This window comes from Faecalibacterium tardum (assembly GCF_040096515.1).
GTDB classification, from domain to species: Bacteria; Bacillota; Clostridia; order Oscillospirales; family Ruminococcaceae; genus Faecalibacterium; species Faecalibacterium tardum.
This window is the reverse complement of sequence record NZ_JBBMEO010000014.1, coordinates 1-14,641: the sequence shown is the minus strand read 5'-3', so window position 1 is coordinate 14,641 and position 14,641 is coordinate 1. Positions and strand designations below refer to the sequence as shown.

The window sequence follows — 14,641 nt, the reverse complement described above, 5'->3', positions numbered from 1 at the left end:
TTATGCGCATAATTGTAGATATTTTATGGATATATCAGTTTTTATTCTGCATGACGGGCGCAGCCGCGGATCTCGTCCAGCGTTTTCACGCCGTTCTTATCCATCCATGCTGCCATCTCGTCAGCAATGGTTTCCATCGCGCGGGGGTTTGCAAAGTTTGCAGCACCCACCTGCACTGCGGTAGCACCTGCCATGATGAACTCCAGTGCGTCGCGGCCGGTGGCAATGCCGCCCAGACCCACCACCGGGATGTTCACCGCACCCACGGCCTGCCAAACCATGCGCAGGGCGATGGGGCGTACCGCCGGGCCGGACAGACCGGCAAAGATGTTGTTGAACACCGGGCGGCGCTTTTCCAGATCAATGGCACAGGCCTGGAAGGTGTTGGTCAGGCTGATGGCGTCCGCACCGGCGGCCTCCACAGCCTTGCACATCTCGGGGATATTCTCGGCCTGCGGGCTCAGCTTGACCATCAGGGGCTTTTTGCAGGCAGCGCGCACCATGCGCACCACCTCGCCGGCAGCTTCGGCCTTTACGCCGTAGGCCATGCCGCCCACCTTGACGTTGGGGCAGGAGATGTTCAGCTCCACGATGTCCACTGCGCTCTCGCTCAGCATCGCAGCGCCCTCCACATACTCCTCCTCGCTGTGGCCGCCAAGGTTTGCAATGGCCACCGTGCCGTACTTCTGCTTCAGTTCCAGCATCTCGGGCAGCTCCACATCAATAAAGTGCTGCACGCCGGGGTTCTGCAGGCCGATGCTGTTGATGAGGCCGGAGGGGGTCTCCCACAGGCGCTCGCCCTTGTTGCCGTACTGACCGTGCAGGGTAAGCCCCTTGCCGGAGATGCCGCCGATCTTTGCAAAATCGGCCAGTTCCTCGTACTCCACACCGTAGCCCACGGTGCCGGATGCGCCGATGACCGGGCTGTTCATCACAAAGCCCAGCAGGTTGGTTTTCAGGTCTGCCATCAGAAGAACACCTCCGTTGCGTCAAATACAGGGCCGTTCTTGCACACGCTCTTGCCCTCGCCGCTCTTGGTCTCGCAGGTGCAGCCAAGGCAGGCACCAATGCCGCAGGCCATCTTCTTTTCCATGCTCACAAAGCAGGGGGTGCCTTTTTCGGCACACAGGCGGGCGGCGTTCTTCATCATCACGGTGGGGCCGCACACCAGCACCACGTCGTAATCGGCGGGGTCGTACAGCTGGGTGACAAAGCCATGGAAGCCCACCGCGCCGGTGTCGGTGGACACCTTGACGAGGTTTGCGATGCTGCGGTACTCCTCCATGCAGTAGGGGGTATCGCGGAAGCCGAAGAACACATCCGGCTTTACTCCGGCAGCGGCCAGCTCGCGGGTAAGCTGGAACATGGGTGCAGTGCCGATGCCGCCGCCCACCACGGCGATCTTTTTGTACTTGCTCAGGATGTCCGGCACATCAAAGCCGTTGCCCATGGGGCCGGTGAGCTGGAAGGTATCCTGCTGCTTGAGCTGTGCCAGCTTCTCGGTGCCCTCGCCCACCACCTGATACAAAAACTCGATGGTGCTGCTGTCCGGGTTCCAGCGGTGCACGCTGATGGGCCGGGACAGGAAGGGGGCTTCGTCTGCGCCCCAGGAGCGCAGGGTGAAGAACTGGCCTGCGTGGGGGGCATGGTCGCGGTCCGGCCACACCACGGTCAGCAGGCGGATGTCCGGGGCAATGACCTCATTGCGCAGGACGGTGGCTTCACAGCAGGCTGCACGCATGAGCAATGGCCTCCTTCATGTTCACACACTCGTTGTAAGCGGCCTCGTCAAAGGCAACGCCCGGCTGCTTTTTGTAAGCCAGCAGGATGCCGCGGCTGGAGTTGACCACGCCGCCGTTGCCCTTGGTGAGGTACTGAGCGATATCCTCGGCCTTGCCGCCCTGTGCGCCGTAGCCGGGGATCAGGAAGAAGCTGTCCTGATACTTTGCGCGGATCTCGGTGGCCTCCTCGATGTGGGTACCGCCGATGACCAGACCGATGGAGGAGTAGCCGTGCTCGCCCATATAGTCCTTGCCCAGCGCGTTCAGCTTGTCGCCCACCAGATCGTAAACGTGGCGGCCGTCGGCCAGCTTCTCGTACTCAAAGTCCTTGGCGCCGCCGTTGGAGGTGCGGCAGAGCACGAACATACCCTTGCCCTGTTTTTCAGCATAGGGCAGATAGGGGCTGATGGAGTCCAGACCCATGTAGGGTGCCAGCGTGACGAAATCGCTCTCAAAATCGCCGGTGAAGTGACCCATGGCGTACATCTCGGCGGTCTTGGCAATGTCACCGCGCTTGATGTCCGCGATCACCGGCACACCGGCCTCGCGCACAGCCTTCAGGGTGTCGGCGTAGGCCTTCATGCCCTCCATGCCCAGCGACTCATAGTAAGCGATCTGCACCTTGTAGCAGCCGGCCACAGCCTTGGTGGCATCAATGAGCTTTTTGTTGAAGCGCACGATGTTCTCACCCTTGGTCAGGGTGCTGTCCACAAAATCGGCGGGCAGGTAGCTGAAATCGGTGTCCAGACCTACGCACACCGGGCCGCGAGCCTCCACAGCTTCGTACAGTTTGTCCATGTTCGTCATTTGGGTGTCCTCCTGTAAGTCGTATTGTAGAACCCTCTCAGGCGCTTGCGCGCCAGCTCCCCCGAAGGGGGAGCTTTTTTCTCTTGAGGGCAACTGTTTCTTTTCGTAATATGCGAACTGCTTTCCGTACTCTCAGACAAAGCCTGACGGCTTTGCCTGAGAGGGTTTCGTTCTTCTTACTCCTCGGCCTGATAGGTGATCTTACCGGCCTTGATGGTTGCAAACACCTTGCCGTAGAGCTGTGCACCGTCAAAGGGGGTGTTGTGGCTCTTGGAGTGCAGCTTTTCCTTTTCCACCGTGTAGGGGGTGTCCAGATCCACCAGCACAAAATCGGCATCGAAGCCCGGCTCCAGCTGACCCTTGGCAAGACCCAGAATCTCGGCGGGGCGGGTGCTCATTAGATGCACCAGCAGCTCCAGCGGCAGTCCCTCCTGCTTGCAGAGCTTGGTGTAGCACACGCCAAAGGCGGTCTCGCTGCCCACCATACCGGCCATGCCCTTCAGCTTATCCTCTTCGGAGTGGGGTGCATGGTCAGTGGCAATGGCGTCCACGATGCCGGTGCGGATGCCCTCCACCAGCGCCTCCACGTCATCGGCGGTGCGGATGGGCGGGTTGACACGGTAGTCGCAGGTATCGTTGGTGAACCACAGGTGGTGGGGGGTCACCTCACAGGTGACGGGTGCGCCCCGCAGCTTTGCCATGCGGATGGCGTCCAGCGCGCCCCGGGTGGACACATGGCACATGTGCAGCCGGGTCTGGTAGTACTCGCTCAGCCAGCAGTTGCGCACCGTCTCGATGTCCTCAGCCAGACGGTAGTCCCACGGGCTGATCTCCATATCCTCGGCGTGGCTCATGACCGTGATGTCCTTCTGGGTGCAGATGGCAAAGGCCCGCGCCATGGTGGCGTTATCCTGCACGCCGTGGCCGTCCTCGGTGATGAACTTCACGCTGGCGGGCAGGGTCTTGAGGTGGTCGATGCTCACGCCGTCAAAGTTCTCGGTGATGGAGACAGTCTGGTTTGCATCGCACAGCCCTACCTCGGCAGCTTTCTGCTCCACCATCATGGCCTGTGCGGCAGAGGAGCAGACGGGCTTTGTGTTGGGCATCAGGTTTACAAAGGTGTAGCCGCCGGCGGCAGCGGCGCGGCTGCCGGTCTCGATGTCCTCCTTGTACTCAAAGCCCGGAGTGCGCCAGTGGCAGTGCAGATCCACAAATGCGGGCAGCACAGTCAGCCCACCGGCATCCACCACCGTCTCGTTCTCGGCGGCAAGGGCGGAAAGATCCTGCCCTACGGCAGAGATTTTGCCATCCTTTACATAGATCTCGAGCGGCCGTCCCTCGGTGTTCACAGCGTTTGTCAGCAGCATCGCGGTTCCCTCCTGTAATGGTATTTTTGTGTATCAAACGCCCGAAAACGGGCAAAAAAAAACTTTTCCCCGCAAAGGGAAAAGCTCATTGCGCAAAAAAAGGAAACAACGAAGCCACGGCAAAACCGGACGCGAACTGCTTGTTCAGTTTCGGGTTCTGGGCGCTGCACAGCATGGTGTTTCTCCTTTTTATGATGGTTGCGTTTTCATTCGTATTATTTTATCATAGAACCGCAAAATATGTCAATGGCTGCGCGCAAAAACAGGTGCTAAAAGGTTTCTGGTATCTCTCGCCGAATTTTGGATACTCTACCCAAAACCCGGGCCACGCGGCAAAATAAATGCCATTTTGTTCCACAATCCCTAGCGCGGCACTGTACTTTCGTCTCCTGCTGTGCTATTATAATACGGTAAAAGGGAGAGCCCCGCCGCGTGGGCGGGTGTTTATGGGAAAGAGAGGTTTTCCGCATGGGTTTACTTGAGGACGCGCGGAACATCCAGCGCAAGGACCCCGCCGCACGCAGCGTGCTGGAGGTAATGCTGCTGTACCCGGGATTCCATATTCTGGTGTACCACCGCATTGCGCACTGGCTGTACGGGCACAAGCACTTTTTTCTGGCACGATGGGTCAGCCAACATGGCCGCCACCGCACCGGCATCGAGATCCACCCGGGTGCCACCATTGGCAAGTGTCTGTTCATCGACCATGGCATGGGCATCGTGTTCGGCGAGACCTGTGAGATCGGGGATAACTGCACCATCTACCACGGGGTAACGCTGGGCGGTACCGGCAAGGATACCGGCAAACGCCACCCCACCTTGGGCAACAACGTGCTTATCGGCGCGGGCACCAAGGTGCTGGGTCCGGTGTTCATCGGAGATAACGCCCGCATCGGTGCAGGCAGCGTGGTGCTGCGCAACCTGCCCGCCAACTGCACCGCCGTGGGCGTGCCCGCCGAGGTGGTGCGCATCAACAACAAGGCGGTGAACCCCGCCGACGATCTGGACCAGCAGGATCTGCCGGACATCGTCTCGCAGCGGCTCACCGATCTGGATCGCCGCCTGAGCCAGTTGGAAAAAGCGGCGCAGGGCGATATCCCGCCCACTGCCGCGCAGATCGCCGCCCGGCAGCGGAAATAAAAGATTTCTTTGAAAAAAAGAGGAGACAGGCTTCCCGGAAAGGGTCGCCTGTCTCTTTTTTGTTGTCAGCTGCGGTTATAACACCTGCTCACCGTTTTCTTTATTGCAGTACATCCGGGCATCGGCCTGCCGGATAGCCTCGGTCAAGGGCTGCACATTGCACACGCCGCCAATGCTTACCGAAAGCCGGAGCTCCGGGTGGCTGGGCACCCGCGCCGCCTGCACAGCGTTCTGCACCCGCCGGATAACGCTTTCTACGCCGTCAGGGCAGTTCTGGGGCATCAGCAGCAAAAATTCATCGCCGCCGTAGCGGATCAGGATATCGGTCTGGCGCAGGCAGCTTTGCATGGCTGCGGCCACGGTCTGCAGCGCCTCGTCCCCCACCAGATGCCCAAAGCTGTCGTTGACCGACTTGAACTGGTTCACATCGATCATCGCCACGCCGCCGTGCATCTCGCCCCCGGCAAGGAATTTATCAAAATAGCGGCGGGTGTAGGCCCCGGTCAGGGGGTCTACGAAGGCGCTGCGTTCCATGCCGTCGCAGCGGTCCAGCAGCAGCCGGTGGCCGCCCATATCCAGCCAGCGGCCATCCGTCAGCCGGGTGACCATTTCCAGCATACAGCCCCTGCCGCCTACCTTGATGTACTTGGAAATGACAAAATAGGCTTCCTCGTCCTTGAACTCGATCTTATTCAGAATGGTCTTGCGAGCGTAGGCTTTGGCCGAGATGCAGTTTTCGCACCGGGTATCCCGGTTCCATACCATGTGGCAGTTGCCGGGCTTTTCGGTCAGGATGCCGTCACTGTCCAGCGCAAGCACCTTGCGGTGCTCCGGGTCTACCAGACGCACCACATCAAAGATGCCCTGCAACCGCCGTAGGAACCGGGCGGGATCTTCCTCCGGGTCGGTCGCAGTCAGCAGCTCTGCCTGATGCTCCACGCGGTGCTGTTCATCGGTGAGCTGCCCCAGCACGTTCACGCAGCGGCGCACCCCGGCACCGCTCCAGATGGTGTGCAGCGCCATCCGGTGCAGGTGCGGTTTCCCGTCCCGCTCCACCATGACCGGCAGCACCACGTCCGGTGCTTCCGGCGTGGCGCGGCTGATGGCCTTGGAAAGCTTGCGCTGATCCTGCTCGTTCAAAAAGCCAAGTCCCCTGCCCTGTGCAAAATCGGTCACCGTTTTTTGCTGCAAGGGCTCGGCATGGTAGTCATACACGGTCACGCTGCCTGCCAGCAGGTCGTAGTCGAACCGGATGCCGCCGCACTGGGCGGCGTAGAAATCCGTGCGTTCCTTTTCCTGTTCCAGCAGCAGCTGGGAGTGGTTCTCCCGGGGCAGCGCCTCCCGGTGCAAAATCTCCTCCGAAAGGCGGTGGGTCTCCTGCCGGAAGCCCCTGTCCCACTCCGAGCGGGTCAGCTCGGTGCGCAGCTGCTCCGAGGACTTTTGCAGGCAGTCCAGCAGCAGCGGGTTGAAGGCACCGCACTCGCCGTTCAAGATCATGCGCAGCGCGGTGTCGTGGTCGTAGGCGTGCTTATAGCAGCGCTCGCTGGTCAGGGCGTCGTACACGTCTGCCAGCGCCACCACCTGCGCCGCAATGGGGATCTCGTCCCCTTTCAGCCGGTCAGGGTAGCCATTGCCGTCCCAGCGCTCATGATGCCAGCGACAGATGGCGTGCGCCACCTGCAGCAGCGGCTCATCCCGGGCAATGGACTGTCCCAGATCCTGCAGCATCTGCGCACCCGCCACGGTATGGTTCTTGATAATGGCAAACTCTTCGGCGGTCAGGCGTCCGGGCTTGTTCAGGATCTCCTCCGGGATGACGATCTTGCCGATATCGTGCAGCGCCGAGGCGGTGCTGATGCGGGCGATATCGCTTTCATCCAGCTGATAACGATCGGTCTTTTGCACCAGCCGGTGCAAAAGCAGGTCGGTCAGGGTGCGGATGTGCAGAACATGCAGCCCGCTCTCGCTGTTGCGGAACTCCACCACATGGCTCAGGATGCTGATCATCAGCACGCTGTTGTGTTCTTTTTCGTACACCTGATCGGTGACAAGGCGGGTGAGCCGCTTTTGCTTGGCGTACAGCATGAGGACATTCTTCACCCGGCGCAGCACCATGATCCGCTCGAAGGGACGGCGGATATAATCCGTTACCCCCAGATCGTAGGCGCGCTCGATGTTGGCGGTGTCCTCTGTCGCCGAAATGACGATGACCGGGATCTCGTCCAGCCATGCGTGGTACTTCATCACCCGCAGCACATCAAAGCCGTCCATGCCGGGCATCATCAGGTCCAGCAGCAACAGAGAGATATCCGTGCGCTGCCGCATCAGCTCCACTGCCGCTGCGCCGTCCTCTGCTTCCAGATAGTCATAGCCATCGCCCAGTATCTCCTTGAGCAGGGCACGGTTGATCTCGGAATCATCCGCGATCAGGATCTTCGGTTTCTCGTTCATGGCCATGTTTCTCCTTTTGCGGCGCATCCATCTGCTCCGGCTTTGTTCCGGGTGTACCGTCCGCACTAATCGAATGCAGCGGGCTTTCCCCGGCATCCGATTTATTGCATTCATTTATACTTTACTGGATTTTACAGCAAAATGCAAGGCTGCGTGCAACATTTCTGCCATTTTCCGGTATTTTCTGCAAGCGTTCTCATTCCCGGTTGTATAAATGCAATCCAATTTTTACAGTACCCTTTGCAAACGTTGTTCGAAAGCAAGCCGTTTGTCGTTACAGCCCTTCCTGTGAAAATGCGGTTGCCGCGCTCCGCAGAGCGCGGCAACCGCGAAATATAAACCTTTGATGATGCGCAAAGCAAAGCGGAGCGCATTTTAAATCGTCCCACTCTGAAAGAAAAAGGACCGCTGCGCATAACACGCAACAGTCCTTTCTAGGTTCATTCTTGGGGCATCATGGCATCGAACCAGCCCATCAGCTCCGCAGCCATCTGCTCCAGCCGGGTCTCCGGCTGCCATGCAGGCTGTGCGGGCTCCGGGGGCAGCGCCTGTTCCGGGGCACAGAGAGTCTCTTCCGTCTCCGGTACAGGCTGTTCCGGGACAGTGTCGCACTGCGGCTCAACCTCGGGGGCTGTATCCGGCTGCACGGGTGCTTCCGAGGCAGTCTGCTGCATGGCAGCAAGAGCAGCTTCCGCTCTGCGGCAGGCGGCCTCAGCCTGTTCTGCCCGGGCATTGGCCTGTTCCAGCTGCTCCCGTGCCTGCTCACAGGCGGCTTCCAGCTCTGCATTCTCGTGCTTGAGGGCAAGCAGGGTGCGCTCAAAGGCGAACATCCGGGTCTGGTACCGGCGCACCTCGGCGCGTGCCGCAGCCAGCTTGCGGCTCAGCTGCTCTGCCTGCGCCCGGGCGCTTTCCGCCTGTGCTGCGGCAGATGCCTGTACAGCGGCCTGCCGGGCAAATTGTCCGCGCAGGGCACCGGTCTCCCGCTCTGTCTGCACCATGATGCCCTCCCATGCACACCTTGCACGGGGCTTGCGCTGACCGCATGGGCGCAGCTGCCAGCCCCATTGTAGCCTGTAATTACTTCCGCTTGTTCAGGATGGCCAGCAGCTCGTCGTAGTAACGATTGTCGCTGCTTTCCTCTTCCACAGCCTTCTTTTCAGCCGGGGCAGCAGCCGGTGCGGCATTGCTTACCGGGGCTGCGGCTGCGCCGGTGTCGCTGCTGAACACCGCAGACGGCACAGACTGTGCACCGCCCATGGCGTTGTTGATGCTGTTGCGCAGGTCGCTGGCGCTCTTGTTGTCGAAGCCGGTGGCCACAACGGTCACACGCATCTCATCGGACAGATTCTCATCAAAGGCAGTACCCCAGATAATGTTTGCATCGGGATGTGCGCTCTGGGTAATGAGGCCTGCGGCGGTCTCCACGTCCTCCAGACCGATGTCCGGGCTGGAAGTGATGTTGATGATAACGCCGTGTGCGCCTGCGATGCTGGTCTCCAGCAGCGGGCTGGAGATAGCAGCCTTGGCGGCGTTCTCAGCCTTGCCGGCACCCTTGGCGCTGCCCACGCCCATGTGGGCGTAGCCGGCATCCTTCATGATGGAGCGCACGTCGGCGAAGTCCAGGTTGATGAAGGCGGGCACGTTGATCAGGGCAGAGATGGACTCAACGCCCTGACGCAGCACGTTATCGGCGGCCTGGAAGGCGTTCATCAGGGTGATCTTTTCCTGGCTGATCATCTTCAGGCGCTCGTTGGGGATGACGATCAGGCTGTCAACGTGCATCAGCAGGTTGGCAATGCCCTGCTCGGCCAGACCCATCTTGCGCTTGCCCTCAAAGGAGAAGGGCTTGGTAACGATGCCAACGGTCAGAATGCCCAAGTCGTGTGCCACCTCGGCCACAACGGGTGCCGCACCGGTGCCGGTGCCGCCGCCCATACCGGCGGTGATAAAGACCATCTGGGAGCCCTTGAGGGCGTTGGCGATCTCGTCCTTGCTTTCTTCAGCGGCGCGCTGACCGATCTCCGGGTCTGCACCCGCACCACGACCCTTGGTCAGCTTGGAACCCAGCTGTACCTTGACCGAGGCATGGTTCTTAGCCAGTGCCTGCTGGTCAGTATTCATGGCGATGAACTCCACGCCCTGCAGGCCATCGCTCACCATGCGGTTCACGGCGTTGCCGCCGCCGCCGCCCACACCGATCACCTTGATCGTCGTAACGTTCTCGTCCAGTTCTTCATCGAGCATCAATGCCATAACTTTGTCCTCCATCGGATTTTTATGTGGAACTGCGCAAAAGCCGCACAGATATTATCATACGATACTTATATAACAGTATCGTATCATTTTTTCATTCCGATTGCAAGACAAAATTGCTTTTTCGTGGGTGTTTTTTTCATAACCCCACTCCGGGCGGGTATTTCCTGCCAAATCTGTGCGCCCAGCCCCGCCAAAAGCCGGTCAAGGTCTGCATACCCGCGCCGGATAAATTCTGTTCCGCCAAGGCGGCTGCTGCCCCGGGCAGCCAGTGCCGCAAGCACCAGCGCCGCCCCGCCTCGCAGGTCCGGTGCGGTCAGCTTTGCCCCGTGCAGCACCCCGGCGGGCTGCACATACAAGGTGCGCTCTGCCACCCGGACGTTTGCCCCCAGCGCCGCAAAGCCCTCGGCGCAGGCAAAACGGTGTTCAAACACCCTGTCCTGCAAGCTGCTTTCGCCCTGTGCGCAGAGCATCACCGCCGCCAGCAGCGGGGCGGCGTCCGTGGCAAGGCCGGGATAAGGTGCGGTGTGCACATTTCCCGCGCCGCGCAACGCCCCGAACCGTGAAATGGCGGCAGCATCGCGTGCACACTCTACGGTGCAGCCCATTTGTTCCAGAATTTCCAGCAGCGGCGCATACAGCCCGGGCGCACAGCCTGCCAGCTCCACCCGCCCTCCGGCTGCCGCCGCCGCACAGGCCAGCGTAGAGGCGATGATACGGTCTGCCACCGGCGCAAAGGTGCAGCCTGCAAGGCAGCGCTTTCCCTGCACCCGGATGGTGTCGGTGCCCGCGCCCTCCACGCAGCCGCCGCAGACGTTGAGGAAGGCGGCAAGATCCACGATCTCCGGTTCCTTTGCGGCACCATGCAGCACGGTCTGCCCCTGCGCCGTAGCAGCGGCCAGCAGCAGCGTTTCGGTAGCGCCCACGCTGGGGAAAGTAAGACAAATTTCTGCGCCCCGCAGCCCCGCCGGGGCGTACAGTGTAAGCTGTCCGGGCGCAGCGGGCAGCTGCCGCACGCCCATCTGCGCCAGCCCCTGCAAATGCAGGTCGATGGGTCTTGCCCCGATGCGGCAGCCCCCGGGCAGCACGGTGCTCACCCGCCCAAGCCGCGCCAGCAGCGGCGCGCAGAACAGGATGGATGCCCGCATTCTGCCTGCGGCCTCCGGTGCAAGGTCGGTGCGCATGGGCTGCCCCTGCACCGCCAGCGCTGCGCCCTGCCAGCCCGCCGTGCAGCCCACGCCCCGCAGCAGGGCAAGACAGTCCTCCACGTCGGTCAGGCGCGGCACATTTTGCAGCCGCACCGGCCCGCTGCACAGCAGCGCAGCTGCCAGCAGCGGCAGCACACTGTTTTTGGCCGCAGGCAGTTCCACCCTGCCCTGCAAAGGCCGTCCACCCGTAATGATCCAATCCCCAGCCATGCCAAGACCCCCGTTCTGCAAAAGATACCCCATGGTATGCAAAACGAGGGTCTTTGGTCAAAAAATCGCGTCGGAAACGGCCTTCCCGCTGTCTGCTGGGTTTGTCCGGTCATTTGTCCGTGTTTTTCCGGTATTTCCGCGCCGCTGCTGCCCCATTGCGGCAGGAAATGCAGCCTTTTATCAGCTTTCGCCCCGAGAGACGGAAAGCACGATGCCCATCTCGCCCAGAAGCATCATCAGGCTGGTGCCGCCGGAGGAGAAAAAGGGCAGACTGATGCCGGTGTTGGGGATGGTGTTGGTGACCACCGCGATGTTCAGCACCGCCTGCAGCGCCACCTGCACCACAAAACCCACCACCAGCAGTGCGCCAAAGCGGTCCGGCGCGTGCGCCGCCAGCGTGATGCCCCGCCACAGCAGCGCGCTGAACAGCAATATCACCGCGCACGCCCCTAGAAAGCCCAGTTCCTCGCAGAGGATGGAAAAGATGAAGTCATTCTGCGGCTCGGGCACGAACAGATGCTTCTGGCGGCTGTTGCCCAGCCCCAGCCCCGCCGCCCCGCCGCTGCCGATGGCGTACAGGCTTTGGATGGTCTGGTGGCCGTCACCCAGCGGGTCGGCAAAGGGGTCCAGCCACGAATTAAGCCGGTCGGCGGCGTAGGGCACCAGCTCCGGCATCAGCACGATGGCCGTGCCGATGGCGGCAGCGCCGCCCGCCCCTGCCAGCATAAACCACCGCAGCCCGGTGCCGCCCACGAACATGAGCACCGCGCCGATGCTTAAAATCAACACTGTACCGGAAAGGTGGGGCTCCAGCAGCATGAGTATCGCCACCACCACCAGCACCAGCGCAAAGGGCACTACCCCTACTGCAAAGCTGCCCATGCGGTCGTGGTTCAAAGCGATGATGTGAGCAAATACCAGCACCACCGCAAATTTGGCGATTTCGCTAGGCTGTAATGTGCCCAGCCCCGGCAGCACCAGCCAGCGCTTGCAGCCGTTATACTCCGGCATGAACAGCACCGCCGTCAGCAGCACCAGCGAGAGCGCCAGCAGCGGCCACGCCAGCTTGTGATAGATGTGGTAGTCCACCCGGCTGGCCATCCACATGGCTACCAGCCCCATGGCGGCGTACAGCAGCTGTGGCCGCACATAGGCAAAGGCGTCCTGCCGCCGGTACAGCGCCACCGCGCTGCTGGCGCTGCACAGCATCACCAGCCCAAAGGCTACCAGTGTGAGCACCAGCACCAGAAAGGGCAGGTCCATGGGCGGCAACGGCCGCAGCAGCCCTTTGCGGGCAGCAGTTCTGTGCAATCCCGGTCACCTCCGTTTCTGTTATTGTACGCGGGTGCGGGGGCGGTTAGTCATACAAGCTGCTGCCGGGCGCATACACTGTCCGCAAAGGGGGTGCTGCCATGTGCGGCTCAAAACCCACGGACGCTCTGCATACTTTGCCAGAGCGGGCGTTCCGTCTGCGGGCACGGCTCATTGCGGTGGGCCTGTGCGCCGTCTGCTTTGCAGGGCTGATCGGGCGGCTGTTCTGGCTGCAATTATGCACCGGCGTCTGGTACACCCAGCGGGCGCTGGGACAGCAGCTGCGGGACACTGTCGTGCCCGCCGACCGGGGCAAGATATACAGCGCTGACGGCGCGCTGCTTGCCGCCAACAGCAGCTGCTGGACCCTGCGTGCCAGCCCCCGGGAGATGCCGGAGGATAAGCTTGCCCTTGCCGCCAAGGGGCTTGCGGAGATTCTGGAACTGGACGAGGCAAAGCTGCTGGAAAAGTTCAGCGACCGACGCTCCAACGACTGCCTTTTGCGTTATCGGGTGGAGCGGGAAACCGCCGATGCCGTGCGGGATTTCTGCGCGGCGAACGGCATTACCGGCGTGCGCATCAATCAGGATTCCAAGCGCTGGTACCCGCAGGGGGAGTTTCTGGCCTCGGTGCTGGGGTTCACCAACGTAGACAACGCCGGGGTCAGCGGGCTGGAGCTCGAATACAACGACACCCTTACCGGGCAGAACGGGGTAGTGCTGACCGCCGTGAACGCTTGGGGCTACACACTGGCGCAGAGCTACGAGACCGAACTTGCTCCGGTGGAGGGCAGCGGGCTGCGGCTGACCATCGATGCAAATATTCAACATTATCTTGAAAATGCGTTGAATTATGCGGTGCAGGAGCATCATGTAGCTGCCCGCAGCGTGGGCATCGTGATGGAGGTGAACACCGGGGCAGTGCTGGCCATGGCTACCACCCCGGCCTACGACCCCAACCAGCCCCGGGTCATCGCCGACAAAGCCGCACGCGCTGCCGTAGATGCCCTTTCCGGTAAAGAGCGCGCCGCCGCCCTGCAGCTGGCGCAGCAGACCCAGTGGCGCAACAAGGCGGTAAGCGACTTATATGAGCCGGGCAGCGTGTTCAAGCTCATCACCTGCGCGGCGGCGCTGGACGCCGGTGCCATCACCCGGCACTCCACCTTTTACTGCGGAGACTCTATCTCGGTGGCGGGCACGCGGTTCCACTGCGCCAACCACAAGCGCCACGGCAGCCAGACCGTGACCCAAGCGCTGGAAAACTCCTGCAACCAGAGCTTTATCCAGATCGGGGCGCGGCTGGGTAAGCAGGCCTTTTGCGATTATTTTGCTGCCTTCGGCCTGCGGGAGCCCACCGGCATCGACCTGCCCGCCGAGCCGAAAAAAAGCCTGTACTACACCGCCGACCGCATGGGGCCGGTGGAGCTGGCCTCCTGTGCCTTCGGGCAGAGCAGCAAGATCTCGTATCTGGAAATGGCTGCCGCCGTCTGCGCGGTGGTGAACGGCGGCAAGCTGATGCAGCCGTATCTGGTCTCGGATATTCTTGCGCCGGACGGCAGCATTTTGCAGCACAATGCCCCGGTGTGCAAACGGCAGGTGATCCAGCCCGCCACCTCTGCCACCATGCGGGAGATGATGGAGGCAGTTGTGCTGTACGGCGGCGGGCGCAACGCGCAGATCGCGGGCTACCGGGTGGGCGGCAAAAGCGGCACCAGCCAAAAGCTGGACAGCGCCGACGAGAAGGCCCGCATTGCCAGCTTTGTGGCGGTAGCCCCCATCGATGACCCGCAGTTTTTGTGTCTGGTCTGTCTGGATGAGCCCCACAGCTGGACCACCGCCGGCGGCAGTCTCTCGGCACCGGTCTGTGCCGAGGTGCTGGAGCAGACGCTGGTGTACAAAGGCGTCCCCCGGGCAGCAGACAGCGGCAATGCAGACGCGCAAGCCGCTGCCCTGCCCGCCGATGGGGACAGCTTTGATGGGGCATGACGGCAAACGGCAGTTGCAGCTTTGCTGCCAGAGAAACTTTCTACTTGCTCAAGCGTGCAGGGACGCTCCGCTGGGCCAGAGGCAGGGAGGGGTGTTCCGACTCCCCCCTCCCTACCTCTGGACTCCAC

At 61.5% G+C, this 14,641-nt stretch carries 11 protein-coding genes; 2 read left to right on the top strand and 9 right to left on the bottom strand.

Annotated elements, in window-relative coordinates:
* Positions 1-41: 41 nt before the first annotated feature.
* The 4 genes from WMO44_RS09335 to WMO44_RS09320 all read right to left on the bottom strand — a co-directional run bounded on the left by WMO44_RS09335 (position 42) and on the right by WMO44_RS09320 (position 3,955).
* Positions 42-968: a dihydroorotate dehydrogenase gene (locus tag WMO44_RS09335; RefSeq protein WP_055186834.1), complete on the bottom strand. Its 927-nt coding sequence runs from the start codon at positions 966-968 to the stop codon at positions 42-44.
* Positions 968-1,741 (bottom strand): dihydroorotate dehydrogenase electron transfer subunit, encoded by a 774-nt coding sequence (locus tag WMO44_RS09330; protein WP_249251165.1) that lies wholly within the window; start codon positions 1,739-1,741, stop codon positions 968-970. Before WMO44_RS09330 ends, WMO44_RS09335 begins: the two co-directional genes overlap by 1 nt.
* Positions 1,722-2,588 carry an orotidine-5'-phosphate decarboxylase gene (gene pyrF / locus WMO44_RS09325; protein WP_055186832.1) on the bottom strand — a complete coding sequence of 289 codons (867 nt, stop codon included), beginning with the start codon at positions 2,586-2,588 and terminating at the stop codon, positions 1,722-1,724. The genes WMO44_RS09330 and pyrF overlap by 20 nt, the downstream gene beginning before the upstream one ends.
* A gap of 176 nt (positions 2,589-2,764) precedes the next feature.
* A complete protein-coding gene (locus tag WMO44_RS09320; protein WP_055186831.1) occupies positions 2,765-3,955 on the bottom strand; it encodes a dihydroorotase in 1,191 nt (396 codons plus the stop codon).
* A 468-nt stretch (positions 3,956-4,423) separates the two neighbouring features.
* On the opposite strand from WMO44_RS09320, the gene epsC reads away from it, so the two are divergent.
* Positions 4,424-5,095 (top strand): serine O-acetyltransferase EpsC, encoded by a 672-nt coding sequence (gene epsC / locus WMO44_RS09315; protein WP_055186830.1) that lies wholly within the window; start codon positions 4,424-4,426, stop codon positions 5,093-5,095.
* A 75-nt stretch (positions 5,096-5,170) separates the two neighbouring features.
* On the opposite strand, the gene WMO44_RS09310 is transcribed toward epsC, so the two are convergent.
* The 5 genes from WMO44_RS09310 to WMO44_RS09290 form a co-directional block, all read right to left on the bottom strand.
* The gene (locus WMO44_RS09310) at positions 5,171-7,546 is read right to left on the bottom strand and encodes a diguanylate cyclase domain-containing protein (protein ID WP_349152404.1); all 2,376 of its coding nucleotides are present in this window, start codon (positions 7,544-7,546) and stop codon (positions 5,171-5,173) included.
* A gap of 440 nt (positions 7,547-7,986) precedes the next feature.
* Positions 7,987-8,544 (bottom strand): hypothetical protein, encoded by a 558-nt coding sequence (locus tag WMO44_RS09305; RefSeq protein WP_055186828.1) that lies wholly within the window; start codon positions 8,542-8,544, stop codon positions 7,987-7,989.
* 79 nt (positions 8,545-8,623) lie between these two features.
* Positions 8,624-9,799, bottom strand: coding sequence for a cell division protein FtsZ (gene ftsZ / locus WMO44_RS09300; RefSeq protein WP_349152403.1), 1,176 nt, complete (start codon positions 9,797-9,799; stop codon positions 8,624-8,626).
* A gap of 86 nt (positions 9,800-9,885) precedes the next feature.
* A complete protein-coding gene (locus tag WMO44_RS09295) occupies positions 9,886-11,217 on the bottom strand; it encodes a UDP-N-acetylglucosamine 1-carboxyvinyltransferase (protein ID WP_349152402.1) in 1,332 nt (443 codons plus the stop codon).
* 180 nt (positions 11,218-11,397) lie between these two features.
* The gene (locus WMO44_RS09290; protein WP_349152452.1) at positions 11,398-12,480 is read right to left on the bottom strand and encodes an FtsW/RodA/SpoVE family cell cycle protein; all 1,083 of its coding nucleotides are present in this window, start codon (positions 12,478-12,480) and stop codon (positions 11,398-11,400) included.
* Between the two features lie 149 nt (positions 12,481-12,629).
* Here WMO44_RS09290 and WMO44_RS09285 point away from each other — a divergent pair, with 149 nt between their 5' ends.
* Positions 12,630-14,513, top strand: coding sequence for a peptidoglycan D,D-transpeptidase FtsI family protein (locus WMO44_RS09285; protein WP_349152401.1), 1,884 nt, complete (start codon positions 12,630-12,632; stop codon positions 14,511-14,513).
* The last annotated feature ends 128 nt before the right edge of the window (positions 14,514-14,641 follow it).